The organism is Arthrobacter psychrolactophilus, from assembly GCF_003219795.1.
Taxonomy (GTDB): Bacteria; Actinomycetota; Actinomycetes; order Actinomycetales; family Micrococcaceae; genus Specibacter; species Specibacter psychrolactophilus.
In genome coordinates, this window is sequence record NZ_QJVC01000029.1 from 1 (window position 1) to 26362 (window position 26362).

Genomic DNA, 26362 nt, shown 5'->3' on the forward strand with positions numbered 1-26362 from the left:
CACCTACACCGAACCAAGCTCCCCGCCCCGGACTTCACACCCGGCAGCGCTGACTACACTCTGGATTCGGAAGAGCCACATAACGGTCGTCGGTTTGAATTGCCCATAGAGGGTGGGGTGGTCCCGCTGACCTGCGGCTTTGCTTTCGGGGAGTGGCCTCGAGCTGCGCCATTCTGGCAAAGCTCATTAAAAACTCATTAAATTGATCCCCGGCCCGTATCGGGTTTGGCCCTTCCCGAGACGTCCATTGACGTTATCCCGGCTGACCATGCCACATCGTCAGGCAAAGGAACCACCCACCGTCAGCCACTGCAGCGCGCTACAACCCCGGCGGTCAGGAGACCCGCCTGGGGCCGGTTCGCGGAGTGCTGTCGTGGATGTATACACGGCGTCTCAGTTCAGCGTCGCCAGGGCTGTACAGAGGTGTCTCATAACTAACAGTGGATGCACAGCTTCGGCTAAAAGGTTGCGAGACATAGTTACGAGAATCGCCCACCGTGATTGAACTCGCACACGTCAGGGAAAATCTTGCTGTTCTCGCTGCCCGGATATCGAGCCGTCGAGACGGCCCATTTCCCTAGGGTTAAGAGACAATGAGCGAACGACTTTTTAGTTGGGCAGACCACCTATCTAACCCATCAATTAACCCAAGCGCAGTCTTCGTCTATTGGCGCGATACCCTTAGTTAGCGAAGTCACATCAGCACCCAATGCCTTGGAGTATCATTGCCCACACCCGGTAGCGCTTTAGTTGGTTACGCCATCCTCCGAGCCAACTACGACGCTCAAGCCCCCGCTTACTTGGACAATTTCACCCCTTTCGTACTCTCGGCCATTGCGAATGCGAAAAGCACGATCGTAGAGCGTGAAGTCGTTGCAAAACTCATCAACGAGATGTTCGGGCTGAATATCCCGTCTCTGGTGATTCCCCGCCTGCTTAAGCGAACCAATAGGGGTGGGTTGACGGAGCTGGTAGGTACAGGCGCTGTAAGACTCACTCCGAAAGCACTAGCTGAACTCCCTGATTTAGCTTCGGAGGTGGCACAGTACCAGCGGCGGCAAGCTGAACTGGTCTCACAACTTGCCGAATATATCGGCACTCACCATCCTGAGCATACTGACCTTACAACTGGTGATCTAGGGGCACACCTCGCAGAGTTCTTTGACAAGCAAGCAGTGCCGCTACTTGGAAATAGTCTTGGACGGAGCTCGGCAATTGAATCCGGCGCAACTGGAATTCAGTACATTGTTTCCGCGTTCGTAACCCACCTAGCCAAGAACGACCAGTCTCGTTTTACCTATGTGGTTGAAGCTGCAAAGGGAGCCATGTTGGCTTCCGTTCTCGAACTGGACACGTCAAGCATGCACGAGTCTTTGGCTCAACTGACGATTGCACTTGACACACCTCTGGTAATGGATGCCCTCGGATACCACGGGCCCGATCAGCATCGTTCAATGGAGCATGTTCTCCAGATGGCAAAAAGGCAAGGCGCCGTACTGGGTATATTCAGGCATTGCATGTCCGAGCTGGACGGCATTCTTGAGGCCATTGAGGGGGGATTACGCCGAGGAAGTGCCTCTCGAATGACGAGTTCAGGCTATCTACATTTCGCAGAGACAGGTGCCTCTCCATCAGATTTGGCACTTCATCGGCAACGACTTGAGGAAGACCTTGAAGCGGCTGGGATCAGAATACTCGATCGTCCAGGTGGATACTCGGACTACGGGCTCGATGAAAGAAAACTTGAAGAGAAGATTGAAAGTACCGTGCATTATTTTCAGGATGCCGCTCGAGTAAATGATGTGCATTCCTTATCGGCGGTGCATCGCCTCAGAAGAGGGGACCGGTCACGAACATTCGAGAAGTGCGTCGCAGTGCTGATGACGTCAAATTCAAATCTTGTCAGAGGAGCGCGAGACTTTCACGACGAATCATCGTTTCCATTGGCAGTTACAGCGGAGGCGGTGGCGAGCATCCTTTGGGTGAGGAGCCCAGCCTTGGCCCCGGATGTACCGAGGGAGATGGTACTAGCCAGCGCATATGTCGGAATGCAACCCTCTCCGACATTTTGGAGCAAGTATGTCGATGAGGTTGAGCGACTCGAGAAAATTGGCACCTTTTCGCCGGATGATGCCATGGTGCTTCGTTCCACTCGCCTAGGTCGGGAAGCCCTTATGTTGGAGTCTCTGGGTGAGGAAACTGCAGTCGAGAGAGATCTTCCTGCAGCGGTGCTGGAGCGCGTCCATGACACAATTGCTGATCCACTTCTCACTCAAGTTGGGCAGCTCAAGTCCCAACTTGCTGAATCAGAAGCTGTCGCCACTCATACGTCAGCGGACTGGATGAACCAGGTTGATGCGCGGCAACGAGCCGAAGACATCGCCACAGAACGTGAAGCGGAAATAGACGCGTTGGGAAGTCAACTGCGCCAGAAAGAGGATGATGAGCATGCCAAGATTGCTCGAATTATTGCCCATTCTAAAAAGGTAGCTCGTCGATTGACGAAAGTTCTCACATGGACCGGGCGAGCACTAATACTCGCCTGTGCTGCCCTAGCGGTTGTGCTGATACTTCGTTCGTCGGAGTTTTCGGGGTCTTTTCTCGCACTGATTACCGTAGCGTGCTTTGTGGCGACCTTCTTGCCTCGAACGGGTGCAGCCCTCGTGAATTTGGAAAACAATCTTGCAAAAGTTGGCGGCCGCCGCCAACTGGTAATTGCGGGATATGACTCAGCCGAGGCTGATGGCCTCCTAAACACTCACGTTGGATCTACCGAGAGCTTGAGGTAGGGGAGGCCTGACACCCAGTAGGAAGCCCACTATGTGTGATGTGCTTTGTAGAAATAGGAAGTTTCATATGGGAGTTAAGGACCGCCCGGAGGCTATGGCATTAGCCCATCGGGGTTTGACGGGTGCTGCTTGGAGGACACTTGACGCTACCCGCCGCAAACACCTTCTGAGTTGTGCCGTAGCGGCCACTGAAGCACTGCACTGGCTATGCGCCATAGATGAACAGCTGGAGAAAGGCAGTACTGACTACAAGAGCCGACGCAACCATGACACAGACGGTAGTGTCCTACTTGGTCTCCGACATGTCCGAGACCGAGCTATGCATCAAGTCGTCATCTGCACAGCGGAGGACGTGAGGTCATTCTTTAATCCTCCCCCCGGTGGACTGTTCTATATCGCGTCGTCGTATCCCATCTGGACGCCTGTCGAGATGCTTCCACTGGCTGAGGAGCGACACCGGAACGAGAAGCGCGAAAAGGCATATGCGGTACAAGTCGCTGAGAGCGTCGCACACAAACCCATCTTCAGAGCCTTAAAATTTCTGACACGAGAACTAACCAGTAAAATCACGCTGGTATCGACTGATCAGCCAAGCTGGTTTAGGGAGCTATCTGATAAGGAAAAATTGGCTATCAGCGAGAGCCCGATGCTCAGACTCTAACCCTGAAATATGAGGACGATTGGACAACACTGTGTCCGCCGTTGGGAGACCTAATGGTTCCCAGTGAATCGTCACTGACTGCATTTGCAAGGTCAAATCCGCCTGCCCGCGACGATTGCTTGAACAAGGAGCTTGCAAATGGGACAGCTCGCGAACTATGACCACCTAAAGTTCGTGATTTAGAGGTCTAGGAACTACCAAACTGTCTCATAACCTATGTGCCTCGAATCCCATGCGTTATAAGAACCTGCAAGATGTTCTGTGCTGCCTATTTCATCGTTGGTGGCCTGTGGCGTCCTCGTGATCTTGCTCGAGGGCTGCGGTGATTGCTTCGGGGGATGGCAGGGTGGCTTGCTCGTCAGCAGGAAGAGTGTCATAGGTGTAGGACGTGACGGTTAGGGGCTGTGAGGAACCATCGAGTGCATAGCGCACGGTGCGCTCATTTTTGGAACCACATACGAGAATCCCGACAGTCGGGGCTTGCCGGGGGAGTCGGAGCATGTCGTTGACTGCTGCGACGTAGAAATTGAGCTGGCCTAGGTGTTCTGGTTTGAACTTGCCGGCTTTGAGTTCCACGACTACGTAGCGGTCAGAAGGTATGTGGTACAGCAGTAGATCGATGTAGAAGTCATCTCCGTCGACGTCGAGGTGGTACTGACGACCAACGAAGGCAAACCCAGGACCAAACTCGGCCAGCGTCTGCGCCATCCGCAGCGTCATGGCCTCTTCCATGGCATGTTCCTGGGCTTCTTCAGTGAGACCGAGGAAATCAAATATCAAAGGGTCCTTGGCAACAGCCCGTGCCAGGTCGGTGCCTTCTCCGGGCAGTCTCGCTTCAAGGTTGTTCGGAGCCGAACCTGTCCTGCTGTGGAGGCTGGTGAGGATCTGGTGTTCCAGGACGGCGACAGACCAGCCATGCCCGACAGCCCTTGCGGCGTACCATTGGCGCAACGCTTGGTCATCGAGCTTGTTCAAGAGCACGACGTTGTGACTCCAACTCAATTGTCCAGACGGTGTCTGGACAATTGGCTCCGGGCCATTCCAGGCTGCCGCGAAGGCACGCATGTGATAGACATTCGTTCGCGAAAAGCCTTTCATGTGCGGGAACTCTGCCCGCAGATCGCGTGCAAGTCGATCAAGTACCTTATTTCCCCAAGGCTCGGCAACCTGCCGGGTAAGAATGGTCTGCCCGATGTTCCAGTACAGCTCGATCATGGCGGTATTGACCACGCGCTGCGCCCGCCCTTGAGCATCCCGCACGAGACTTTTCAAAGTAGTGAGGGCAGCGACGTAGTCTGCCGGGAAGTCCGGCTCAAGCGTGGTCATGAATCCACCCTAGTGCGCCGATCCAATGGGAGAGTCCGTAGTTGTCCAGACACTGTCTGGACAAATCATCAATACCGGGGCGTATCCGATATTCAGCTCTGCACCATACCGAAAGTTACACCTGCATGCGGACAGCGGCAGCTACTTTTGACAGTAACTTTTGGGATGGTCGTATTACGCAGAGCCCGGAATGCTTCGTGTCCGTCTGTGTCTCACTGGGGAGGTGTCCCGGTCCCTTGGAAATGGGACACTCCGGAGTCAATGAAAGCCGGGGCAGAATCGTTCCTTGGAAGCGGGTCGTTGCTTGGGTGGTTCCAAGGTCGGTGCGTGGTGTTATCCGTTGTGTAGCTCGTGACTGTTAATATTGTGGGCTGGGCGTTTTGGTGGAGTTATTGGTCCGGGTATTCGTTCTTCACTGGTCTTGACGGTGTGAGCGTTGGATGAGAGCTGGATATTATGGAATAGGCGGGCAACGGACGTGTAAGGCGTTCGATTGTCAGGCGAAGGTATTTAGGGGAAAAGGAGGTGAGTTGCCGTATGGCTGACGGAGATAGTCGATCTACCGGACCGCACGGGTTCCACCTGTGTCTTCAGGGAATTTCTTTTCACGCTTTCTAAGCTTCGCGGTGATGACTTAAGGTCCGCCGCAGTTCCCTCCTTGACAAGGGCCTTTGCGGTTGCGTTGATACGCGAGCACACCAAACCCTTTTCATGGCACGTGGCGCTTTGTTACTCCGTTGAATGTGCACCCCACGGTAGGGAATTTACCCATGAGCAAGTCCTCAACACTTACCTTTGACGCCACTGCGGATCTTCTCGGTCAGGCCTTGGCTAAGAACAGTCTTCCCGATGTTGTGCGGGTCCTCTCATTGCTGGATGTTGCCGAAACGCTTGAACAGCTTGAGCGTCTCACCACCATTGACAGGGCCCTGGCTTACCGAACCTTGCCTAAGGGGCGGGCCATTGAGGTCTTTGAGCGTCTTGACGCGCGCCTCCAGGCGGATTTGATTGAGGGATTGCAGGACGCCGAAGTGGCGGACATCTTCGCGGCTTTGAGTCCTGATGACAGGGTGATTTTGATGGATGAGCTGCCAGCAGTGCTGGCCAGTAGGCTTATTTTGGGTCTTACGGATAAGGAAAGGGCGCTGACCAGCACTGTTCTTGGCTATCCGCAAGGTGCTGTGGGGCGGTACATGAGCCCGGAATTCGTCACCACCCATCCACATTTGACGGCGGGGCAGACCATGGCCAGGGTGCGGGCGGGAATTGATGATGCTGAGAGTATTTACACCATACCTGTCACCGATGGTGGGCGTCATCTGGTGGGTATGGTGTCACTGCGCGATGTGTTGCGGGTTGGGGAGTCGGAACTTGTAGCGGACTTTGCGAAGGAGCCGTTGGCGGTGCCGGCGATGCAGGATGTGGAGGAAGCGGCCCGCTACTGCGCGGACGCGAAAGCGTTGGCCCTGCCCATTGTTGATGCCGAGAACAGGTTGGTGGGCATTCTTACCGTGGACGACGCGCTGCGGATACTGGAGGATGCCGAGAGCGAGGATGCTGCCCGCGCCGGTGGCAGCGAGCCGCTTAGACGGCCCTATCTGTCCACTCCGGTGCGAAGCATTGTCCAGGCCCGGGTGGTGTGGTTGCTTGTCCTTGCCCTGGGGGCGACCTTGACGGTGCAGGTCATGGGGGCGTTTGAAGCGACTTTGGCCGAGCAGGTGGTGCTTTCATTGTTTATTCCGTTGCTGATCGGGACCGGGGGCAATACCGGGAATCAAGCGGCTACCACCATCACGCGCGCATTGGCGCTGGGTGATGTTCGCCCCCGGGATGTGGTCAAGGTGTTCGCTCGTGAGGTTCAGGTCGGCGCCTTGTTGGGATTGTTGCTGGGTCTGCTTGGGTTTGCCGTTGCTGCAGCGATCTTTACCATTCCCCTGGGATTGGTTATTGGCTTGACACTGCTGGGAGTGTGCACCATGGCGGCCAGTGTGGGCGGACTTATGCCCCTGCTGGGAAAGACCCTCAAAGTGGATCCAGCGGTATTTTCCAACCCCTTTATCTCCACGTTCGTGGACGCCACGGGTTTGGTCATCTATTTCCTCGTCGCCTCTTCGGTGCTAGGCATCTGAAACAGCAGACCTCCCCCAGATCGTGGCACTGTTGCAACGTCATTCGTAGAAAAACTGATCGGGATTTTCACCAGCCTTTGATGCCAATCCCTCTCACTGAGGACTGAAAGCATTCTCTAAATCTCAGCCCCGGGGGCACCGCGGTAACAAGGGAAACCAACTCTAGCGCCGGGATCATGCTCACCGACTTACGCCCCACCGGGACGAGCTACCCATAGCCAAAGCATCCTAACAACAGATTCCCAACAAGCCGCAAGGAAAGCGGCCCAGCGCCCTAGAAGAGAGATGTAGCTGCCAGTTTTCAGAATGATATATCGTCACGGAAACCGACTAGGCCACATGTCTGGCTCGACATTCCTCATAGGGCACTGGAAAACTGCTCAACGAAGTTGTCAGTGTCTCAGTGGGGGAGTGTCCCAGTTCCTTGGAAGTGAGACACTTGAGAGAAGTGAGACGCTTGAGATAGGACGGGTTGAATAGAGTGATTAGCGCTAAAGAACCATTTTTTGGCTAGTTCCCACGTTGTTAGGGAAGTGGTTCGATGGACTCCACCATGCCGGTATGAGCATTGACGGTAATGATTATCGGTTCTCCCGAGAGAACTTTTGCCCGGTCTTCGGGTGTCAGGTTTTTGGTTGCTTCTTCGATATCGACAACACGCTGGGGAGAATTCACCAGCGTACCTGGAAAGCTTTTTGAGTCGGAGGGCACCGGGGCCGCTGATGCTGGTGCTAGGAACAGTGTTAATGCTGCCAGTGACGCACCGACCAAGATCATTGAACGGTTCAGGTGTTTTTTCATTCTTGCCCCCCAATAGCTGTACGGGACCTTGAAGCTGGTCCCGGTACAAGCAATCTAACACCCGTAGCCGTTACTAGAACCTCTCGACCCCTCTTTTGAGCTGTGAGTTCTCCGTTGTTAGCGGCCACGAGAAAGTGCCCATGGGCGGCCAATAGGATTTCGCCGATCGCCGTATTCAACCGGTCGTCGCAACAACGCACCGTCGACTGAAAATCATGTGCCCCGCAGGAGGTTCCCGTTACGGACGGGCTCTGGATGGCTTCCATTGGCGAGCTGTAGTCCAGCGGCCACTTGGCTCAACTCACCCTTACGGTACGATTTTTTCCGTTTGCTGCGGCGACCCCATGACGCATAGGGCCAACTCTGCCACACGTTGGAGTTGTTCTTTGTTGGCGCCGTCCCGGGCGTAGGACGACAGTCCCACAAGCATCACTTGGGCGAAGGCGGCCAGAGTGTCCGCGTCGTTGTTCATCTCGGCGCTTTCAGCGACTTCCCGCAGCCGGGCTGCGGTGATCGCGCAGTTTTGGGTGCGGTTGGCCTCCAGCTTCGGCTCGCTATTGACCAGGCATCCCCGCGGATGCGCCGTGCTCGCGTACTCCTGCACCGCGCGGTCGAACATCGCCCGGAGCACCTCGCGCTGGCTTGTCCCAGCTTTTCCGGCCGTGGTCACTGATTGCGGGCTGGCCTCATAACGTGCGACGGCCTCATCAAACAATGCCTGCTTATCCCCGAACGCCGCGTAGAGGCTGGGGGCTGAAATGCCGAGCTCTCGGGTGAGGTCGTTGATGGAGGTCAGCTCGTAACCGCGCTCCCAGAACAGGCGCATGGCCTTATCCAGGGCGGCATCCCGATCGAAACTTCTTGGTCGTCCCATGCTTCCATTGTATAACGGTCACTATATATGTGCTACTGTTCTATAACGACTACTACAGAACGGTGATTTTAGATTGCCGCTAGAAATGAGGGACCAAATGACCACCACCACAGAGATGACGAACGCATTCCTGGAGCGGCTCGACGCGCAGGACGCTGAGGGACTGGGAGAACTGTTCGCCGAGGAAATCGACTGGTTCGTGCCTGGCTCACCCGCAGTGGCCCATTGGGTGGGCAAGCGTACGCGAAAGAGCGAGGTCCCGGACTACTTCCGCGCCTTGTGGGGGGCGCTAGTACCAGGCAAGAGTGTGATCACACTTGAGACAATCGTCGCTGACGGCGATGATGTGGTGATCTTCGGCGTGTTCGACCATGTCGCTGCTCCCACTGGTCGCCCATTCCATACCGACGTCGCGATGCGTCTGACCATAACGGGGGGCAAGATCATTCGCATGCACCTTTATGAGGACACCGCGGCAACAGCGGCAGCGTTCACAGCGTAGGTGCTTATGCTCCAGTACATCCAACAAGGAGTAAACCCACCCGGCAGGTGATGCCCGGCATCGCAACAATCCATGCAGATGACCACGCCACCGGACAACTTCCATCCAGTCAGAGGCAGTGTCCCCCGCTCCTTCGAAGTCACACATTGGAACAATGAAGTGTATGCCTAGACTGACGGCAATGACTGCATTGGCTTGGCTCAGATGGCACGATTTTTGGGGATGAAAACGCGGTCTTAGGGGCCGCTGATATGTCTTGGAACCGCAAGCATGTCCTGGCGCTTGTCCTTGATGAGCCCGTGATCAATGCCTGGCCCCGGCTTGGGAATTTAGGTGTGGGCCCGGGTGCCGATGGGTGAGGTGATGGCCCGTGTCAGTTTAATCAGGTCCCGCGGGTCCAGTTCCAGGTCAAAGCCGCGTCTGCCACCGGAGACCAGGATGGTGGAGTGGTCCAGTGCGGAGTCATCAAGGACTGTGGGGGAGGGCTGGCGTTGCCCCAGGGGCGAAATGCCACCGAGTACATAGCCTGTGCGGCGCTGCGCTAGCCCCGGGTCGGCCATGGCCGCCTTTTTGTGTCCTAGGGAATGCGCCAGGGCCTTGAGGTCCAGGGTGCCGCTGACGGGGACAATGGCCACCGCCAAGGAACCGCCCACCTCGGCCAGTAGTGTTTTGAAGATCTTGGCGGGGTTGATACCTAGGCTATCGGCGGCTTCCGCGCCATAGTTCGTGATGGCGGGGTCGTGGTGGTAGCTGTGGGCGGTAAAAGGCACCCCGGCGGCAGTAAGGGCAACTGTTGCCGGGGTGCCCGGATATGTCTTCTTTGCCATGCTGCAGTCCTATGGCGCCGGGTGCGCGTCTGCGGAAATTCCGGCGATGGCGGGCCATAGGGTTGCGACGACACGCTCGGCGAAGTCGGCTGGAACAGTACCTCCGTAACGGTTGAAGTCGGCAAAGTAGCTCCCAAAGCAGAGGCTAACGATCATGTCTAGGTCCACATCCTGACGTATTGCGCCCCCGCGTTGGAGCTCGATGAGCACTTCGGAGAGTTCCCCGCAGCGCGGCTGGTTTCCGTGTTCGCGCATCTGGGCAAGCAGACTCGGTTCGCGCTCTGCTTCGGCCATGAAGTTGCCGTGAAGTGTCATTGCGCGGGGGTTGTGGTACCGCGGATCGAGGCGGCGCACTGCCTCGATCATCGCTTCCCGCGGCCCCAGCTGTTCCAGGTCTAGTGGCGGGTACGCTTCTCGTTGTTTTCGCAACCCCTGCTGCAGGGCGTCAATCACCAGCTCGTACTTGCTGGGCCAGCGCCGATACAGGGTCGGGCGTGTTACGCCGGCGTCCTCGACGATGTCTCCGAGGGTCATCGAGGAGTAGCCCTTCGTCGCAAGCAGCATGCGCGTTGAGTTGATGATCGCCTCTTCGATGGCCGGATCGCGTGGACGCCCACCGCCGCCCGTGGGGGCCTGTTCCGGAATTCTCTTATCCGACATTCCCCTCCCTTCCTGAAGCCATTTTATTTCTTTACGCAACTTGACTGTAACGGATAGAAGCCATGAACATTCAACTCGTTCAGTTTAGTTACAGCTAATAGCTGCAACGGTAGTGCTGTGATTGCCAGCCAAGGACATTGTTACCGCTTCACTTCACACCCAATGAAAGAGACTTCCCATGACAGCAACATCCGATGGATACGTGAGCGTACTTTGGGACGCCAAGGCCAAGCCGGGAAAGGAACACGACCTGAAGGCGTTCACTTCGCCGAGAGGTTCGGGCTCTTCGTCATCGCCGCCCTCAGTGAGACGATCATCCTCACCGGGCCACCACCGCCAAACATGAAATGCACACATGTGCCGTAGCTGCATTCATCAGCGCCTTTGCCGGAACGGCAGCGCTCTGGTGGCTGTACTTCAGTTCCACCCGGGAAGTCAGCGAACGTTCCCTACTAAATGAAGAGAGCCGCACAGGCCGTGCACGCGACATCTACACCTACGGACACGTACTGATCGTCGCCGGACCGGTCGTCTTCCTCTTCACCCAACTCGCTCTGCAACTGCGCGCGACAAACACTCTCGGCTACAGCCGACTGGCAGCAGTCACTGCGTGCGTGGCGATCGGACTGCTCGGTAATTCCCTGCTCGCTTTGCTGATCGGCGCAATGCTCGTCATGGTGCTTATCGCTGTCGCACTGCTCGATCATGGCGGCCCAAACAAAGCACGCAGGAGCTGGGACGGCGAAGCAGGCACTGCCACCGCGGCCAGGCAGTGAAGACCCAAGCGCTAAGAAACGAACACGGGCCATCCTATTTAGATGCCTGAAGCGCCCTGGCTTTGTTGGAGACTCAGCTCATTTGATTTCGACCAGTTCTTTGGCGCTGGTAATTCCAGCATAGAACGCTTGCTCGAACTCTGCGGGCGGCACGTCACCGATGTAGCTGTGGAGGCGCGGCGTGTTGTGCCAATGCACCCAGCCGAGTGTCGCGAGCTCGAGATCATCAATCGTTTTCCAAGGTCCACTTTTCGCAGGTCCCCGCACGAGTTCGGCTTTGTAGTAGCCATTGACTGTCTCGGCGAGGGCGTTGTCGCAAACGCCGGCTAATCCCATCGACTGGCGAATATTATTTCCGGTACACCAAGTCCCCAGTTCACGGGACGTATATTGCGCTCCATGGTCGCTGTGAAAAATTCCGTTTGCTTGCAGATGGCCTTTGTCTCTGGCCATTTCCAGGGCACTGATACACAGGGATGCGCGCATGTGATCGGCCATGGCCCAGCCGACGATCATGCGGGTGCACAGGTCAATGACGGTGGCCAGATACAGCCATCCTTCGCCGGTTCGCAGGTACGTGATGTCTCCGACCAGGCGGGTGCCCGGGGTTTCTGCGGTGAAGTCACGGCCGATGAGATCCTTGAAAACCTTGTCTGGATCCCCGGGGTTGGTGGTGCGTTTGAAGGCGCGCATCCGTCTGGCTTGCCACCCGTTTTCAGCCATGATCGTGGCCACGGTTCCCACGGAAACAGCCACCCCGTCGGCGGTTAGTTTGGTGTGAACCATGCGGTGGCCAAAGATCTCGTCGGAAGAATCGAACATCGTCTTCACTTGATCGGTCAGCTCCCTGTGGCGGATGGTTGTGGGCGTGTCGGTGGCGTCCCGCCAGCGGTAGTAGGAGGACCTGGGCACGTCCAGTTGCCGGCACATCCAGGCAACTTTTTCTCCAGCGTTCTCCTCCTGTTGAACAAAGCGGTAGGTATCATCTACCGTTGCTCCTTGGCGAAGAACGCTGAAACTTTTTTTAGGAATTCGTTCTCCCGTTCTACTTCACGAAGCCGGGCCTCCAAGGCCTTGTATTTCGTAGCATCCACCGGTTGATCCGGCTTCTTGTCCTCACCGCTTTGACCTTCGCGAGAGAGTTTGACCCAGCGTTTGAGAGCGGTCAATGAGATGCCGAGTTCGGCAGCCACCAGAGCTAGCGGGCGGCCAGAAGATTCAGCTAACGCGACGGCGTCGGCCTTGAACTCATCAGAGTAGGTTGGTCGAGAAGACATGTGAACAATCCTTTCAGGAACTGTCTCACATCATTAGTACACCTCAAGGATCGAAATTCAATAATCGATTGAATAGGTGAACGATGAGTCTTCCCATGCCTTATCCGTGCGGACCCCGGATAAGCCTCCGCGACTTCACATCAGCGGACATCCCAGCCGTTCGCGAATATACCTCAGATCCCGAGGTCACCCATTGGTCAACATGGGGACCGAACACGTTAGACCAGACGACCTCCTTCGTTGAAGATGCCGCACGAGCACACCTAAACGAGGATCGAACAGCGTATTCACTCGCTGCCGTTCTGGATGGCAAAACCATTGGATCCGTGGCCGTTTGGACCACAGATCCTCATGACGGCAACGGCGAGCTTGGCTACACATTCCACCGCGATCATTGGGGAAACGGCTATGCCACGGAAGCGGCGAACCAGCTACTAACATTCGGCTTCAACACGCTCCAACTAGAGCGCATCAGCGCTACTTGTCACCCGGACAATATCGGGTCAATCCGTGTCCTAGAAAAAAGCGGATTCACCCTAGAAGGACGGCTTCGTTCGCACCGCCTGGTTAGGGGAGCTCGTCGAGACTCCCTTTTTTACTCCATTTTGCGTGACGAGCACGCCAACCCGGTCGCTGCAACGACGTTCCAATAGCTAACAGCGAGTCGTGAAGGTAATTTTCCGGTCAGTCCGAACGATCACTGCGGACTGACCGGCAAATTATGCTGTGCGTGTCCCGTAGGATGTCCCTTTTGCGCGAATGGCTGCTGTCTACGAGTGTTCTTTATAGGCGTGCAGCGTTCGATCCGGGAGAGAGCACGAGGAATGATCGGCCAATTCTGCGACGACTTTAGCTTTCGTCTTCATCTGATAGCCATTGACTAGAGCTGGGATCGCCGTCCAGACAAGAACGACCAGTTTCATCCACAGTGGCAATCCGCGGGCGTTTCTCGCAGCCTGTCGTAGTCGCCCAGTCGCCCAGTCGTCCAAGGTCTTCCGCCTAGGCACTGTTTACGTTTGAGTGATTTACCCTGAGCTATTGAACACGCCAAGTATCACTCACTCGGGATAACGGAGGTTCTTTGCCTGTTGCCTATGGCCTCGACTGCTGCGGCGGCGCCAAGCATGACGGCTGTACCGAAAGTAGTACCGAGGGCGACAAGTATCGCACCGACAACCCACAGGCCGCTCGAATCCATGACCGCGGCAGTGCTCACCCATGCGAGCGTGAAGGAAGCAGGAATTACTAGCAGGGCAACGAAAAAATGTAAGAGCCGGTAAGCGAGCCCTACCACCACGACGCCGCACAGGAACGCTGCTACTCCCTGCCATATCTCGTACGGTCCAGTCATTTCGCCAGTGGCTGCGTCGTACTGGTACTCGGCATCCCAGCCGAACCAACCGAACCAGAGCCCTGCTGACAGAAGGCAAATCAGGACGACGGACGACCATTGCCCAAGGGGTGGTCGGTCAGGGCTTCGGGTCAGTCGCATCCTCCACTATAAGTCTCATCCCAATTTAGATTGACTTCGCCACCTGGAATTCACCACCGCCATACTCCCTCAGCAGTGTCGATCACTGCCCCGTCTGGGGAGAACGCGGTGGACCGGGTCGCGTTGCTGCCGTTCGGAGATCGATAGAAGGCCAACTGTTATTCTGGCCATTAAACTGAAGGTCCCTGCCACATGGCGCCCAATTCTCATCATCACAGGGCCTCCATAAAACTTTCCCACAAGACTTTCCCGTACTGCGAACGCTAGCCACGGTCCGGGAAGTCCCCCTCGTAGTCGTTCCACATGCCAGCCAGGGCCTGCATCGCCCACAGCTGTTTCTCCACTGAGGCATTTTTGCCCTCGAAGTCCATGACGATGTAGTTGACAACGAACCCGTCTTTCACTGAAGCTCCATACTCCTCAGCACGCTTTCGGGTATCAAACCGGAAATAGTCTGCTTCTGCAGTGCTATACGCCTCAACGCAAACACGCGGAGATACACACGCCGTATCTGTGATGTCTTCCGCCTCCGTCGTGACATCGGGTGCGTCGTACTCGGCGTTCATGACGTCGTGCAGAGTGATGTCCACTTGTGGATCGAACAGGGAACACCCGGAAAGACTTGGTGCGAAGAGGAGAAGCAAGATGGCTGCTCGACGCTGGCCCGCTTTTCCCCCATGAAGCACGATCCTACTGTGCAACTGCCGCAACAGAGTCACTCCTGGGGACACGTCCCGCTGAGGGTTCGATATACGGATGCTTGGGGTGTGGTCGTGAATTGGATCTGGATTTGATTGAGATCAACGCGTGGAATTGCGGCTGTCACGACGCTTAAGCCTTCCAGCTTGCTCCGCAGCGTACACGAACCGGTCCGTATGGACCTCTGCGCCGGGCAGAGACCTGGTCGGTTAGACGGCCGGAGATCAGGTTGATTTCGATGACTGTGGCGGGGAGGTGTTCTGGCACGATAGTCCTATGACTATCTTGATTGTGGGATGCGGAGACCTCGGAACGGAAATAGGGCTTCGATTTGTCGCCTCGGGGCAAGACGTTGTTGCATGGCGCCGAAAGGCCGATGTGCTCCCCCAAGAATTTGAACGTGTATCCGTAGATTTGGCTGACAAGCCCCCAGTCATCCCTCAGAGCGTCAGCACCGTTGTCGTGGCCGTCGCCGCTGACAGTTACACCGAAGAGGCCTATCGTTTGGCCTATATAACAGGGCTGACAAATGTTCTGGATGCCCTCGAGCGGGATCAGATTAAGCCAGAAAGGGTGCTTCTAATCTCATCTACGACTGTTTACGGAAACACAACTGGCCATGTCGATGAAACTACAATTGCCACACCCGACTCTTTCAGTGGCAAGATTACACTGGAATCAGAGGCAATTCTTCACGCCCGATACGCGGACACTTCCACGAACAGTATTGTCTTACGCCTGGCCGGCATCTATGGTCCGGGCCGGACTCGACTCATCAACCTCATCACAAGCCAGACGGCCGTCATCCCCGGCAGCGCGCGCCTGACAAATCGCATTCATCGAGACGATGCCGCAGCCGCAGCTGTTCACCTGCTATCGGTTTCCAACCCCAGTGACCTCTATCTCGGAGTAGACGATCACCCCGTAGATCTGGGAGAAGTCTTGCGCTTCCTTGCTCACGAGATGAGCTATGACGAACCCCCAACAGGGTCGGTGCCCATCACACGCGGCGGCGACAAGCACTGTTCGAACAGGCTGCTGAAAGCCAGCGGATTCCAGTTCACCTATCCTGGCTACATCGAGGGCTACAGGTCACTGCTAGCCGGGATCGGTACAAGGCACCCCTGATCCGGAGATAGGGAGACAGCCCACCCGCCCTGACTTGAATCCCCAACGCGTCATATGAACCCAGCCCTCAAGACGTGGACGACACGACAACGAGAGCCAAGGACCCGACAAACTAACTTACGACTTATCCCGGTCTTTCGTTCCCACTGAAGGTTCCCCTTGCGGGCATCTGCCGCCGGTAATCCAGGCTGTCGAGGTTTCTTTCCACGGTTCTGAATAGCAAACTCTCATTTTTTGCCTAGTTGCCGCTCGGGTGGAGCAAAATAGCTCCGAAGTGTCTCATAACCGAAGTGGCTCATAACCCATAGGCTTCGAGACAGATCAGTAGTATTCCGACTGGTGCCTGACGCGCGGTTGCGGGCGGGTCATGATGCGGACCTCTGTCATCTTGTTCTCAGAGGTGACTGCTCTGAGGACAGCTTCTTTACTTAACTGCGCCAATTTTACGGCATGGGATCATTCGGCATTCAACGTTCCGTCTCTGATTTGACTGTCGCCTCACTCAGCAACCATGGGCATATCGGTAGATCAAACTATACCAATATGCCTATGCGTAATGGTTGATGATGAGTTACCATTATGTCCATGGTTCAAACTTGGGTGACCACAGAGGAAGCTGCCGAAGAGCTAAAGGCCACACGGCCTATGGTCCATAAACTCCTGAAGAATGGAAGTCTGCTCGTCGCTGGCCGTGCTGGACGTTCAATCCTCATCGACAGTGCATCAGTCCAGCGTTATAAGAACCGGCGCCCCCTGAAGGGGCGCAGCTGGAATGCCGCGACGGCCTGGGCCGCGCTCAAGATCATTGAGGGCGGAACTCCGCGCTGGATTGACGCGACCTCCCGTTACCGTCTCAAGCAGCGCCTCAAAATCATGGATACAGCCGAACTGGCGGCGGCCGTGGGCACTAAAGACCAGGTGAAGCGCTACCGCATTGCACCCGCAGGTATTCCCCGTGCTGCAGACTACTTTCTGCCTACAGGGACCACGGCCCTGAATGATTCAGTGATTGCGGATCGATTCGGGCTGGCCGCCGGAAGGACGGATGTTCTGGAAGGCTACCTCGATACAGTCAGAGCGCCGATGATTGTCAATGGATTGTCTTTGGTGGAGGACCCTGGCGGGAATATCATCATGCACATCGTCGATGGCGGATACGCATTCGAAGATCCCGGCACACCAAATGCTGCCATAGCCGTCGACCTTATGGAGTCACTCAACTCCCGGGAGCGGGCCGCCGGAGAAAACATGCTCGAAAAGATCTTCACGCGGTGGAAAGAAGCTAATGGAGGTTGAACGCGAAACTTGGACTATTGAGGCACCTGCCGGAGGCTGGGCGTCGCCTTGGCCGCAATGCATGGAGTTGGCCGCCGCGATCCCCTCTGACCAGTGGACGCTGGTTGGTGGACTCATGGTTCAGCTGCACGCAACGGCTGCCGGTCTTCCGGTTAGCCGGGCCACCACGGACGTGGACATGGGGCTGCACATTGAAACGGAGGCAACTACTGCTCCTAGGATGCAACATGCCCTCCGGGCCTTGGGCTACGAGATCGAGCACTCCCTGAACAAGGACGCACCCGCGCACCGCTTCCTTCGCGGTAAACAGCAGGTCGACGTCATGATCGCAGACCACACAGCACCGCGGAACATCACGAAGATGGCCGGCAGAGAGCCGTTCCAAATCGAAGTCGGCACCCAGGCTCTCCAGCGCACGGTCAACGTGGTGATCACCGGCGACGATGGGGTCAAGACCCAGCTGAGCATCCCCAACCTGCACGGGGCACTCGTTCTCAAAGGTGCCGCGTACATGACGGATTCACGGGACCGCGGCCGGCACTTGGACGACGCTGCCGTGCTGTGCGCATGCATCAAAGACCCCTACGCCATCCTCGAGGCGCGTCATGGCTCTGACAGGAAGAGGTTCAAGGCACTGTTTGCTGCGCTCGAGTCTCCGACGCATCACGGATGGATGCAGCTCGAAGAGTCGAAACGCCAAGTAGCACACGACGTGCTGCGAATCCTGGCAACTGCAGACAAGATGTCGGTGCTGCCTCCGATCGTACGTTTGGGCGACCGCGACTGAGCCAGCCTACGAGAGGCCATCTTGATTTCGTCGGCCGGCCTAGTAGTCGTACCCGCGGAGGGAAGGCGCGAGCTGTCACACGGCGGGATCTGACCGACTCATGAGAAACGCATTAAATTGGGTGACAACTGTCGCGTCTTCAGCACCATCCATTGTTATGCGATCCTCGCACCGCCAAAGGCCAGGAACGACTTTTGACAAGTCGAATTAGACGATAGAGGCGACAGCGGGGGTCATCAGTTCGAATCTGATAGGGGCCCAAAAGGCCCGGATTTACAGGGATTTTGGAAGTGAGAATGGCCCCGAAATGAACTGCTCCCCGAAAGTTGGGCTGATTAATTCAGTTCCATACTTCCGGGGAGCAGTTCATCCGTGTGCGGCTTTCGCGGGTATCTGGCCATACATCGGCCACACCGGCTGAGCCCCGGACATCAAGTGCCATCTGGGCCACGGCACACTTGAGCGAGCTGACATCAAACCTACTTGCTGACCGAAGTCCGCTAGGCGGGTTGCTCTTCAAATGCCGTTTCTGCCCGCTCGAGGCTGCCTTCGGCCAAACCTCGTGCGATTGCGCCGCGGGATGCAATCCAAAGCACCAGCCCCGTGATGAGAACGGCAACTTCGGTGGTTGTCAGGGCCCAAATGATGCCGGTAAGTCCGAACCAGAGATTACCCAGGAGCACTACCGGGATGAACAGGATGCCCTGTGTCACTGACATGATCGTGGCCGCCATGGCGAGTCCCGTGGCTTGGAAAAGTGAGGTGATGAGTCCCGTGAAGGCGTTGGCAATCATCGCAACGAGCTGGGCCGTGAGGACCACGACGCCGATGGTCAGGACCGACGGGTCTGAGATAAACGATTCAAAAACTTGGTCGCGGAACACGAATACCACCGCCGAGGAGACCAGCGCGATGCCGCCAACCGCCACAGCGGACTTACGCAGCGCCTCCGAAAGGCGATTTCGGTCGCCCTTGCCATAGGAGTAGGCCAGCAGCGGCAACACCCCGAGTGTTACACCCATCAGCAAGAACTCCGGAACTTGGGCGATTCGGACGGCAACTCCCATGGCCGCCAGGGGCCCTTCGCCGTAGCCAGCCGCGAGGTTGTTGAGCACCAGGGCTGTGACGATGAGAAAGGCGGACTGAAGCAGGGTACTGACCCCAACGCCGAGCACAGGTTTCACAACGGAGGATGCGAGTGTGAACCAACGCGGGGCAAGACTTGTGTACTCACTGTTCCGGGTCAGCCAAAAGGCAAAGTAGAGAACCAGTACCAGGTTCGCCAGACCGGTCGCTAGGGCCGCGCCAGCCACACCCCAATGAAGCACCAGGATGAACAAGATGTCGAACAGAAGGTTCATGATCGTGGAGGCGATGAGTCCAATCATGACCTGGCGGGCGGCCCCCTCAGCACGGACCAGCTGTTCAAGGCACACTGCTGCGGCGAGCACTGGCACAAATGCCAGCAGTACTCCCACGAATGCACGGGTTGCGGTAAATGCTTCGCCGCTGGCGCCCAGAAGAGACACAATGGGGTCCAACATCAGTAGACCGGCGGCGGTTGCGTCGCGCTCTGCCGCACCCATCAGTCGTGAGGTGAATGCCCCGCCGCCGACGCCGAAGACGTTGCCGACCGCCATGACGAGGCCAAGGATGGGCGAGCCCAGCGTGACTGCCGCCAGCAATACGGTGATGTGCAGCGATCCGATGACGCCGGCGTTGATGAGGTTGTAGATGGCTCCGACGATCATTGCTGCGGCCATGGGCACGCACAGATGTATCAAAGACCTAACAATGGGAGCCGAGGACAGAAACCACCGATTCCTGCCGATGTCTCCCGCGGGTGGCTCTTGGATTGTTGTTGCGCTCATTACTGTCCTCTTTCCGGGCAGGGTCGAGCGCGCGCCGACGATCGCCGGCACGGCTAAGTAAAAGTGTGGATATGTGAGGCTGGTGCGCCCCGGCTGCTATCTGGTGGGCCGCGGCAATTCTGCGGTGATCTTGGTAAGCAGGGTGTGCAGCGTGGCTTGCTCTGCCTGATCTAGGGGAGCAAGGATCATTTTCTCGGCCGCAGCCATCGCGGCCTCGAAACCGCTGATCAGCGCGGCCCCAGTGGGAGTGGCGTAGACGTTCTTGCTGCGTTCGTTGCCGGCCTCACTGCGGCGCTCTATGAGCCCTCGAGTCTCAAGTCCCTGCAACAGACTCGAAACACTGGCCGCCGTGGTCCGAGATACTTTCGCAATATCGCGCTGGATGGCACCCGGATTCTGCACTAAATAGCCCAAGACGAAGCTCTGTGCATGGCTGAGCTCCCGCTCACGGATCCAGTCTTCGCCCGCCTTCATCAATGCCCATCCAACCCATCGAAACAGGTCGAGGCTGGTGGAGGGGTGTGCGTTCAATTCATCCATAGTTAGAACTCTAACAGTTTGATATCAAACAGTCAATCGTTGGCAGTCACGAGATACTGCCACAGTTCCCGTCATGCAACGGGCACATTAGTGTCCCATGTGCCGTTCCATTTGTGACAGTCCGGTGCAGTCTCACTTTGCACACGGCGTGCGTGATTTCCCCTATCGGTACTGGCTGTCCAGAACCATTCCAATCATCATCAGTTTTTACTTCAGATAGAATCCTCCGATGGGGACAGAAGAGAAGAACTGCCTGGCGGTCAGGTCACGAGTGTATTTGGCCAGCATCGTTTTTCTGTTGCTCGGCTTCGGGGTGGTCGTTGGGTTCTTCAACGGGTAGATCCTGGTAGTTGGCTCGCATGTCATCCGCGCCTGGATACTAAGCAGTGCCCTTTTGTTGGCTTCGCTGGTTCTCTGGGTCCTTTGGATCGTTCGTGGCAGCAGGAGGTCGGGCCCGAGAAGGGATGAGGGGCGTTGGGGACTGATGCGTTCCCTTGCCTTCTTTATGCTGGTTAGCGTTGTTGGGGCGGGCAGCGCGATGGTGGCGTTTTTCGATTGGGGTGCGAGTAACTACATCCTGGATCCTCATGGACCGGATGGCTGTCGAGCGGTCGTGCGGGAGCGGGCACTGTGGGGTGGTAGTCAAGGGGAGGCCTACGCCGTCGGCATCATCGGAATCGGCAGGTCGGCAGGAAAATGGCATACCTATGATGTTTACCAGCCAATCAATTCAGGCGACTACACACTAGTGTGGACTGCATCCGGCGGGGAGCTTACCATCGCCGATGCCTATGTTTACAGGACACGTGTTTACAGGACACGCACCCAAAGCATCGCCAGGCGCAAGGCGTTGCAGCCGCTCATCGATAGCGGAGAACTCAGCATCGACAATTTGCACGATCCGGAACCATTTGATCGGAAACCGGTCCACTGCCACTGATGCCGAGGTGGATTGGCTCGCGGCCTAAGACTCCTGTGGGACAGTCCGATCCACTTACCACTTGAAATCCGCGCTCGCAGTGTTGGCTTTTGGGGACATATCTCCGGCTAGCCCGGTGTGGTTCCCGCCAGATTCCCCGTCTCCCATCCAGCCTCACATGATCAATCGCCAAGGATTGCAGAAATGTCCGGTCAGCGTTCCTCTGCTGGAACCTTGTGTTAGTGGATCCACTATAGGAAACTCATGAGCTGGCTATTTATAGGTCATCAGCAAGCACGCTTCAAAGATACTTGCCAAAGATTGGGTGAACTCAGCTTCCTGCCCCAGGCGCCCATGACGTGTCTGCTCAGCAGCCTACAAGTCGTTGTTACGAGCTCATGGAATTCATCATGCGCGTCAGGAGACTATCCAGTGGTTCCGCGAGGAAACCTGGTCTCCCTTTCGTCCCCCGTTATTGGCATGGCTTCTGATGTATGCACGGTTGGTGGCGCCTGAATATCCGATGATGAGTTTCCGGCCGCCGTCGAGTCTTTCTCGCAGGATCCAGCTAGTTATGTGGTTTATGTCCGTCACCGGTATAGCTAGCGGCGGGCGGCACGCTTAGTGATGAGACCGGCGATGAGTCGATGACCTAGAAGGAAGACGCCCAAGACGATGGTGGCCACGATGACGAAGGGGATTTCTGCTGTGCGACCCGAGAGGATGCGCAACATCATGCCGCCGGCCACCGTGATGAGCCATAGGCACACGCCCTGCGGCCAGATACGTAGCGGAGCGCGCCAGAGGCGGCAGATGAGCCAGCCGATCGCGAGGGAGGCCAGAAACGGCCAGGCGGTCAGGAACACGCCACCTGCCGTGAGTGCCTCGCTATGAGAGCTCCGCCCTGAGACGGAGAAGATCAGCGTCAGGACAATGTCGGCTGTTGCGGCATAGAGGATGTGCTGGGGACGGGGAGCTGAAGAAGATTGCGTCACCTAGAGAACTTTAGCCCTAATCCACCTCTCGCTACCCATTGTTCCGCGCGGCCCAGCGCCCTAGGCTGTGACTCGTACGGTAGCGGGCTTGATGACCAAGCCCCAGGAACCCCAAAGGTGTGATGACGATGAGTGGCATAGGTACATGTCTCTGGTTTGACGGACAAGCGGAGGAAGCCGCGAACTTCTACGTGAGCCTCTTCCCCAACTCGCGCATTCTCGAGGTCTCGCCCATGACGGTCTCCTTTGAACTCGACGGGCGAAGCTTCCGCGGCCTCAACGGCGGACCTGCCTTTACCTTCAACGAGGCCATCTCGTTCGAACTTTTCTTCGAATCTCAGGACGAGCTGGATAGCAAGTGGGCAGAACTTACCGCCGACGGCGGACAAGAGAGCCAATGCGGGTGGCTCAAAGACAAATACGGCCTGTCCTGGCAGCTGATCCCCACCATGCTCCCCAGTGTCCTCGGCGGAACTGACCCTGCAGGGGCCCAACGCGCCATGACGGCGATGCTAGGCATGAGCAAGCTCGATATCGCAGCCTTACAAGCCGCCTATGACGGCTAAGCACTAGCGCTTGAGCTAGATGTACTTCAGGAAACGCTCCGGGGCGTCCAAGAAGGAACGCCAACTTTGCACCAGCTCCAGCTCCTCCCAGCCCTGAGGGCGTAGACCCCAGGAACCCACCTCATAGATCCTCGCCCCAGGGAGCGAAGCCAACACAGGGGAGTGCGTGGACAAGATGACCTGAGAGTCGCCGTCGTCCATCAACTGCTTCAGGACACTCAAGAGCGCAAGGCAACCAGAGAACGACAACGCCGACTCGGGCTCATCAAGAATCCACAAACCCCCACCCTTGAAGCGGCTAATAATCAATTCCAGAAACGACTCCCCATGGGAGAGGGAATGAAAGTCGTGATCAGGCAAGCCCGTAGACGGATTCTCCTCTAGGTAGGTAAAGAAACCATGCATGGTCTCCGCACGCAGGAAGTAACCATATTTACTCGCGCCCGCATTGCGGGTCAGCGTGAGGTAGGAGTGAAGATCAGACTCCGTGGGACGGCTATGGTGCATGGCATGACTCGAGCCACCCTCGGCATTGACGCCAAACGCTAAGGCAATCGCCTCCACGAGGGTCGACTTGCCCGAGCCGTTCTCACCCACCAGCACCGTTGCACGCCCCAACTCCAGACCCTCCTGCAAGACCTGACGCACAGGGGGCAAGGTCGCGGGCCAACGTACAGGGTCAGGCGGATTGAAGCTATTCACGCCAACATGGCGCACAGGAATCTGACCAAACATCATGAGGAGACGCTCCTTTAGATAGCGAGTAAGACCATAGTGCCAGCAAACTGTAACGAATCACGGTGCAAAAGACAGGCCACAAGCGCTCGCAGACGGCGAGATAGAACATATATTCTAATTTCCCTGTGTGGCTTGCCAAACACCCCACACATCACGCTTCGGGACCGCGCTCGCAGCCAGAAGGGGGATAATTGAGGGCAATGGCCGCATGGCCGAAGCATTGAAGAGAAGTAGGGGAACACATGTCCACGCTAAAGCAGCAGCTCAAGGGCGACGTCGTCGCACATATGAAGGCTGGGAACAAGATTGCCCTGACCACGGTGCGCAATGTCTTGGGTGAAATTGAGACGCGTGAAAAGGGTGGCAAGACTCCCGTGGAATTCGACAACGCTCAGGTCGTGACGATCTTGCAAAAAGAAGCGGCTAAGCGTCGCGACACGGCTGCGATTTACACCGAGGCCGGGGAGTCCGAGCGCGCCGCCGCCGAAGTGGCTGAGGCGTTGGTCATCGAGGCCTACCTTCCCAAGCCTCTGACGGCTGAGGAAGCTGCCGCGATTGTTGACGGCATCATCACAGGCCTGGAAGCCGAGCAGGGTGGTGCCCTGTCGATGAAGCAGATGGGCCTGGCTATGAAGCCCATCACGGCAGAGATCGCCGGCCGCTTTGACGGCAAGGCCATCTCGGAGATGGTGCGCAAGCGCCTGCAGTAACTCACTGCTGTCAGGAACTAACTTTCGTGCCCGTTCCTTCGGGGCGGGCACCATACAGGCGGGACGCACATGATTCAACTCAAGCAAGACGATGAGGGCTTTGTTCGCATGAACAGGCACTTCCCTAAGAAAACGCTCATCTCGATCGTCTTCACCGATGGGACCGTGGCGGAGTACACGGGCCAGCGCCTGAACGGTCTCTATGATCAGGCCTTGGCCGCGTTCCGGCTCGGCAACAACATGGACGCCAAGGGATTCAATCGCAATGATCTGAAAATCCACCGACGCAATGCCGTGGAGTTTGTCCCGGTCGTGGCAGGCATGGAGCCTTAAAGCAAGTCGCGGCGCATTTAGACGGGCGAGACTAGCCGTTTGGTCTAAATGCGCCAACTTGTTACTCCACCATGTGGATAATAACCGCTGTTTCCGTAGGATCGGGTGTAACCAGGCGGGCTTGCAGTTCCTTAAAGGCCGCCGTGAAATCCGAAAGGTCTCATGTTACTGACACTGATTCCCCTGATCATTGGTGCCGGCGTGCTTCTGGTGATTGTCGTCATCGGCGCCATTGTTTCGCGGATGGCACTGCACATCGCGAGTCCCGACCAGGCCTTGGTGATTTCCTCCAAGGACAATAAGAGTCAGCCCGATCCCAGCAGCCAGCGCGTAGTCTTTGGCCGAATCTTCATCAATCCCTTTACGCAGCGCGCGTACCCGCTGTCTCTGGCCTCGCGGCAGGTGGCCCTGAAAATTGAGGCGATCTCCCAGAACGGCATCAAGTTGCACCTCACGGGCGTGGCCCAGGTGAAGGTTGGCGGCGACGCCGACTCGGTGCGCAAGGCCGCTCAGCGATTCTTGAACCAGCAGGACGCCATTGACCACTACACGCAGGAAACCCTTTCGGGCTCCTTGCGTTCCATCGTGGGAACGCTGACCGTGGAGTCCATCATCAAGGACCGTGCCACCTTCGCCAAGAGCGTGAAGGAAGAGGCCGAACACTCCATGCACAATCAGGGCCTGGAGATCGACACCTTCCAGATCCAGTCTGTGGACGATGATTCCGGCTACCTCATCAACCTCGGTCGCCCCGAGGCTGCCTTGGCCGAGAAAAACGCCAAGATCGCTGAGGCGCAGTTCCTGCAGGAAGCCGAGCAGGCCAAGGCCCTCGCCGACGAGCAGGTCGCCCTCGCACAACAGCAGCTGATCATCAAGCGCGCCGAGCTCAAGGAAGAGGCTGACGCCCGTCAGGCCCGTGCCGACGCCGCCGGCCCCTTGGCCGCTGCCGAACAAAATGAGCAGGTCATCATTCGCGATCAGCAGGTGGCCTTGCGCCGTGCCGAGCTGCGTGAACGTGAGCTCGACACCGAGGTTCGCAAACCGGCCGACGCCGAGAAGTACCGCCTGATCCAGCAGGCAGACGCCAAGCTTGAGGAACGCCGTCGTGCTTCTGAAGCCGCCGAGATCGAGGCGACCGTTGAGCTCGCCAAGCGTAAGCTCACGGCCGAGGGTGACAGGGTGGCCGCCGAGGCCGACGCTGCCGCCAATACGGCCCGCGGTAATGCTGACGCTGCCGTGATCGAGGCTCGCGGTCGCGCCGATGCCGCCGTCATTAAGACGCGCGGTCAGGCCGAGGCCGAGTCCACGCAGGCCAAGGGTCTCGCGGAGGCTGCCGGTATCGCCGCCCAGGCCGAGGCCTACGAGAAGTTCAACGATGCGGCCATCTTGAGCAAGGTTCTGGAGGTCCTCCCGGCTATGGCGCGCGAGGTTGCCGCGCCCATGTCGGCCATCAAGAACATGACGGTGGTCTCCAATGACGGCGCGAGCCAACTTAGCAAGAACGTCTCCAACGGCGTGCAGGAAACCACCCAGCTGATCAAGGATCAGACAGGTCTGGACATCATCGCGCTCCTGCAGGGCGTTGTCGGCGCAAGCCCCGCGGCGGACGTCGTTACCGTTTCGGAGAAGGCAGAGCCGGAAGCGGTAGTAGCTGCCGAGTAGCTCT

General features: G+C 57.1%; 25 protein-coding genes and 1 pseudogene. 13 read left to right on the forward strand and 13 right to left on the reverse strand.

What is annotated here, in order from left to right; genetic code table 11:
* Positions 1-725 precede the first annotated feature (725 nt).
* Entirely contained in the window at positions 726-2789 is a 2064-nt protein-coding gene (locus tag CVS30_RS17120) for a hypothetical protein (RefSeq protein WP_110486770.1), read from the forward strand.
* A gap of 934 nt (positions 2790-3723) precedes the next feature.
* Here CVS30_RS17120 and CVS30_RS17130 read toward each other — a convergent pair.
* Positions 3724-4776: a PDDEXK nuclease domain-containing protein gene (locus tag CVS30_RS17130; protein ID WP_110486772.1), complete on the reverse strand. Its 1053-nt coding sequence runs from the start codon at positions 4774-4776 to the stop codon at positions 3724-3726.
* A gap of 770 nt (positions 4777-5546) precedes the next feature.
* Between CVS30_RS17130 and mgtE the strand changes: the two genes are divergently transcribed.
* Positions 5547-6905: a magnesium transporter gene (mgtE, locus tag CVS30_RS17135; RefSeq protein WP_110486773.1), complete on the forward strand. Its 1359-nt coding sequence runs from the start codon at positions 5547-5549 to the stop codon at positions 6903-6905.
* Between the two features lie 525 nt (positions 6906-7430).
* Here mgtE and CVS30_RS17140 read toward each other — a convergent pair.
* Positions 7431-7706: a hypothetical protein gene (locus CVS30_RS17140; protein WP_146233440.1), complete on the reverse strand. Its 276-nt coding sequence runs from the start codon at positions 7704-7706 to the stop codon at positions 7431-7433.
* Positions 7707-8013: 307 nt separating this feature from the next.
* Positions 8014-8580 (reverse strand): TetR/AcrR family transcriptional regulator, encoded by a 567-nt coding sequence (locus tag CVS30_RS17145; RefSeq protein ID WP_220033949.1) that lies wholly within the window; start codon positions 8578-8580, stop codon positions 8014-8016.
* 97 nt (positions 8581-8677) lie between these two features.
* Between CVS30_RS17145 and CVS30_RS17150 the strand changes: the two genes are divergently transcribed.
* Entirely contained in the window at positions 8678-9082 is a 405-nt protein-coding gene (locus CVS30_RS17150; protein WP_110486775.1) for a nuclear transport factor 2 family protein, read from the forward strand.
* 329 nt (positions 9083-9411) lie between these two features.
* On the opposite strand, the gene ybaK is transcribed toward CVS30_RS17150, so the two are convergent.
* Positions 9412-9909: a Cys-tRNA(Pro) deacylase gene (gene ybaK / locus CVS30_RS17155; protein WP_110486776.1), complete on the reverse strand. Its 498-nt coding sequence runs from the start codon at positions 9907-9909 to the stop codon at positions 9412-9414.
* 9 nt (positions 9910-9918) lie between these two features.
* Positions 9919-10569 (reverse strand): TetR/AcrR family transcriptional regulator, encoded by a 651-nt coding sequence (locus CVS30_RS17160; protein WP_110486777.1) that lies wholly within the window; start codon positions 10567-10569, stop codon positions 9919-9921.
* A gap of 338 nt (positions 10570-10907) precedes the next feature.
* Between CVS30_RS17160 and CVS30_RS17170 the strand changes: the two are divergent.
* Positions 10908-11345 (forward strand): annotated as a pseudogene (locus tag CVS30_RS17170) (low temperature requirement protein A); the annotation flags it as partial.
* A gap of 78 nt (positions 11346-11423) precedes the next feature.
* Here CVS30_RS17170 and CVS30_RS17175 read toward each other — a convergent pair.
* Together CVS30_RS17175 and CVS30_RS17180 are read right to left on the reverse strand one after the other, a co-directional pair.
* On the reverse strand, positions 11424-12377 hold the full coding sequence (locus CVS30_RS17175) for an IS3 family transposase (protein WP_181419856.1): 954 nt from the start codon (positions 12375-12377) through the stop codon (positions 11424-11426).
* Positions 12332-12622: a transposase gene (locus CVS30_RS17180; protein WP_110486780.1), complete on the reverse strand. Its 291-nt coding sequence runs from the start codon at positions 12620-12622 to the stop codon at positions 12332-12334. The genes CVS30_RS17175 and CVS30_RS17180 overlap by 46 nt, the downstream gene beginning before the upstream one ends.
* A 95-nt stretch (positions 12623-12717) precedes the next feature.
* On the opposite strand from CVS30_RS17180, the gene CVS30_RS18615 reads away from it, so the two are divergent.
* Positions 12718-13275, forward strand: coding sequence for a GNAT family N-acetyltransferase (locus CVS30_RS18615; RefSeq protein ID WP_110486781.1), 558 nt, complete (start codon positions 12718-12720; stop codon positions 13273-13275).
* Between the two features lie 401 nt (positions 13276-13676).
* Here CVS30_RS18615 and CVS30_RS18055 read toward each other — a convergent pair whose 3' ends face one another.
* The gene (locus CVS30_RS18055; protein WP_181419854.1) at positions 13677-13838 is read right to left on the reverse strand and encodes a hypothetical protein; all 162 of its coding nucleotides are present in this window, start codon (positions 13836-13838) and stop codon (positions 13677-13679) included.
* 539 nt (positions 13839-14377) lie between these two features.
* Entirely contained in the window at positions 14378-14704 is a 327-nt protein-coding gene (locus tag CVS30_RS17195; protein ID WP_146233441.1) for a hypothetical protein, read from the reverse strand.
* Between the two features lie 385 nt (positions 14705-15089).
* On the opposite strand from CVS30_RS17195, the gene CVS30_RS17200 reads away from it, so the two are divergent.
* The 3 genes from CVS30_RS17200 to CVS30_RS17210 all read left to right on the forward strand — a co-directional run bounded on the left by CVS30_RS17200 (position 15090) and on the right by CVS30_RS17210 (position 18024).
* On the forward strand, positions 15090-15941 hold the full coding sequence (locus CVS30_RS17200; RefSeq protein ID WP_110486783.1) for an NAD-dependent epimerase/dehydratase family protein: 852 nt from the start codon (positions 15090-15092) through the stop codon (positions 15939-15941).
* Positions 15942-16526: 585 nt separating this feature from the next.
* Complete coding sequence (locus tag CVS30_RS17205; RefSeq protein ID WP_181419855.1) at positions 16527-17237, forward strand: helix-turn-helix domain-containing protein; 711 nt, start codon at positions 16527-16529, stop codon at positions 17235-17237.
* Complete coding sequence (locus CVS30_RS17210; RefSeq protein ID WP_110486785.1) at positions 17227-18024, forward strand: hypothetical protein; 798 nt, start codon at positions 17227-17229, stop codon at positions 18022-18024. Before CVS30_RS17205 ends, CVS30_RS17210 begins: the two co-directional genes overlap by 11 nt.
* A gap of 500 nt (positions 18025-18524) precedes the next feature.
* Here CVS30_RS17210 and CVS30_RS17215 read toward each other — a convergent pair whose 3' ends face one another.
* Entirely contained in the window at positions 18525-19895 is a 1371-nt protein-coding gene (locus CVS30_RS17215) for an MATE family efflux transporter (protein ID WP_110486786.1), read from the reverse strand.
* A 96-nt stretch (positions 19896-19991) separates the two neighbouring features.
* Positions 19992-20435 carry a MarR family winged helix-turn-helix transcriptional regulator gene (locus tag CVS30_RS17220; protein WP_110486787.1) on the reverse strand — a complete coding sequence of 148 codons (444 nt, stop codon included), beginning with the start codon at positions 20433-20435 and terminating at the stop codon, positions 19992-19994.
* Positions 20436-20919: 484 nt separating this feature from the next.
* Between CVS30_RS17220 and CVS30_RS17225 the strand changes: the two genes are divergently transcribed.
* Positions 20920-21375: a hypothetical protein gene (locus tag CVS30_RS17225; RefSeq protein WP_110486788.1), complete on the forward strand. Its 456-nt coding sequence runs from the start codon at positions 20920-20922 to the stop codon at positions 21373-21375.
* A 581-nt stretch (positions 21376-21956) separates the two neighbouring features.
* Here CVS30_RS17225 and CVS30_RS17230 read toward each other — a convergent pair.
* Positions 21957-22349: a DUF3054 domain-containing protein gene (locus CVS30_RS17230; RefSeq protein ID WP_110486789.1), complete on the reverse strand. Its 393-nt coding sequence runs from the start codon at positions 22347-22349 to the stop codon at positions 21957-21959.
* A 128-nt stretch (positions 22350-22477) separates the two neighbouring features.
* Between CVS30_RS17230 and CVS30_RS17235 the strand changes: the two genes are divergently transcribed.
* Positions 22478-22915: a VOC family protein gene (locus tag CVS30_RS17235; protein WP_220033951.1), complete on the forward strand. Its 438-nt coding sequence runs from the start codon at positions 22478-22480 to the stop codon at positions 22913-22915.
* 15 nt (positions 22916-22930) lie between these two features.
* On the opposite strand, the gene CVS30_RS17240 is transcribed toward CVS30_RS17235, so the two are convergent.
* Positions 22931-23653 (reverse strand): AAA family ATPase, encoded by a 723-nt coding sequence (locus CVS30_RS17240; protein WP_220033952.1) that lies wholly within the window; start codon positions 23651-23653, stop codon positions 22931-22933.
* A 242-nt stretch (positions 23654-23895) separates the two neighbouring features.
* Here CVS30_RS17240 and CVS30_RS17245 point away from each other — a divergent pair, with 242 nt between their 5' ends.
* The 3 genes from CVS30_RS17245 (at position 23896) to CVS30_RS17255 (ending at position 26358) form a co-directional block, all read left to right on the forward strand.
* Positions 23896-24363, forward strand: coding sequence for a GatB/YqeY domain-containing protein (locus CVS30_RS17245; protein WP_110486791.1), 468 nt, complete (start codon positions 23896-23898; stop codon positions 24361-24363).
* A gap of 69 nt (positions 24364-24432) precedes the next feature.
* On the forward strand, positions 24433-24696 hold the full coding sequence (locus CVS30_RS17250) for a hypothetical protein (RefSeq protein ID WP_110486792.1): 264 nt from the start codon (positions 24433-24435) through the stop codon (positions 24694-24696).
* Between the two features lie 162 nt (positions 24697-24858).
* The gene (locus CVS30_RS17255) at positions 24859-26358 is read left to right on the forward strand and encodes a flotillin family protein (RefSeq protein ID WP_110486793.1); all 1500 of its coding nucleotides are present in this window, start codon (positions 24859-24861) and stop codon (positions 26356-26358) included.
* Positions 26359-26362: the final 4 nt, after the last annotated feature.

Coding starts and splice junctions, on each gene's coding strand:
- CVS30_RS17220 (WP_110486787.1), bottom strand. CDS start 20,435: ATGGATGAATTGAACGCACACCCCTCCACCAGCCTCGACCTGTTTCGA.
- CVS30_RS17160 (WP_110486777.1), bottom strand. CDS start 10,569: ATGTCGGATAAGAGAATTCCGGAACAGGCCCCCACGGGCGGCGGTGGG.
- CVS30_RS17255 (WP_110486793.1), top strand. CDS start 24,859: ATGTTACTGACACTGATTCCCCTGATCATTGGTGCCGGCGTGCTTCTG.
- CVS30_RS17250 (WP_110486792.1), top strand. CDS start 24,433: ATGATTCAACTCAAGCAAGACGATGAGGGCTTTGTTCGCATGAACAGG.
- CVS30_RS17150 (WP_110486775.1), top strand. CDS start 8,678: ATGACCACCACCACAGAGATGACGAACGCATTCCTGGAGCGGCTCGAC.
- CVS30_RS17235 (WP_220033951.1), top strand. CDS start 22,478: ATGAGTGGCATAGGTACATGTCTCTGGTTTGACGGACAAGCGGAGGAA.
- CVS30_RS17130 (WP_110486772.1), bottom strand. CDS start 4,776: ATGACCACGCTTGAGCCGGACTTCCCGGCAGACTACGTCGCTGCCCTC.
- CVS30_RS17205 (WP_181419855.1), top strand. CDS start 16,527: ATGGTTCAAACTTGGGTGACCACAGAGGAAGCTGCCGAAGAGCTAAAG.
- CVS30_RS17215 (WP_110486786.1), bottom strand. CDS start 19,895: ATGAGCGCAACAACAATCCAAGAGCCACCCGCGGGAGACATCGGCAGG.
- CVS30_RS17225 (WP_110486788.1), top strand. CDS start 20,920: ATGCGTTCCCTTGCCTTCTTTATGCTGGTTAGCGTTGTTGGGGCGGGC.
- CVS30_RS17210 (WP_110486785.1), top strand. CDS start 17,227: ATGGAGGTTGAACGCGAAACTTGGACTATTGAGGCACCTGCCGGAGGC.
- CVS30_RS17145 (WP_220033949.1), bottom strand. CDS start 8,580: ATGGGACGACCAAGAAGTTTCGATCGGGATGCCGCCCTGGATAAGGCC.
- mgtE (WP_110486773.1), top strand. CDS start 5,547: ATGAGCAAGTCCTCAACACTTACCTTTGACGCCACTGCGGATCTTCTC.
- CVS30_RS17140 (WP_146233440.1), bottom strand. CDS start 7,706: ATGAAAAAACACCTGAACCGTTCAATGATCTTGGTCGGTGCGTCACTG.
- CVS30_RS17180 (WP_110486780.1), bottom strand. CDS start 12,622: ATGTCTTCTCGACCAACCTACTCTGATGAGTTCAAGGCCGACGCCGTC.
- CVS30_RS17240 (WP_220033952.1), bottom strand. CDS start 23,653: ATGATGTTTGGTCAGATTCCTGTGCGCCATGTTGGCGTGAATAGCTTC.
- ybaK (WP_110486776.1), bottom strand. CDS start 9,909: ATGGCAAAGAAGACATATCCGGGCACCCCGGCAACAGTTGCCCTTACT.
- CVS30_RS17200 (WP_110486783.1), top strand. CDS start 15,090: ATGACTATCTTGATTGTGGGATGCGGAGACCTCGGAACGGAAATAGGG.
- CVS30_RS18615 (WP_110486781.1), top strand. CDS start 12,718: ATGCCTTATCCGTGCGGACCCCGGATAAGCCTCCGCGACTTCACATCA.
- CVS30_RS17245 (WP_110486791.1), top strand. CDS start 23,896: ATGTCCACGCTAAAGCAGCAGCTCAAGGGCGACGTCGTCGCACATATG.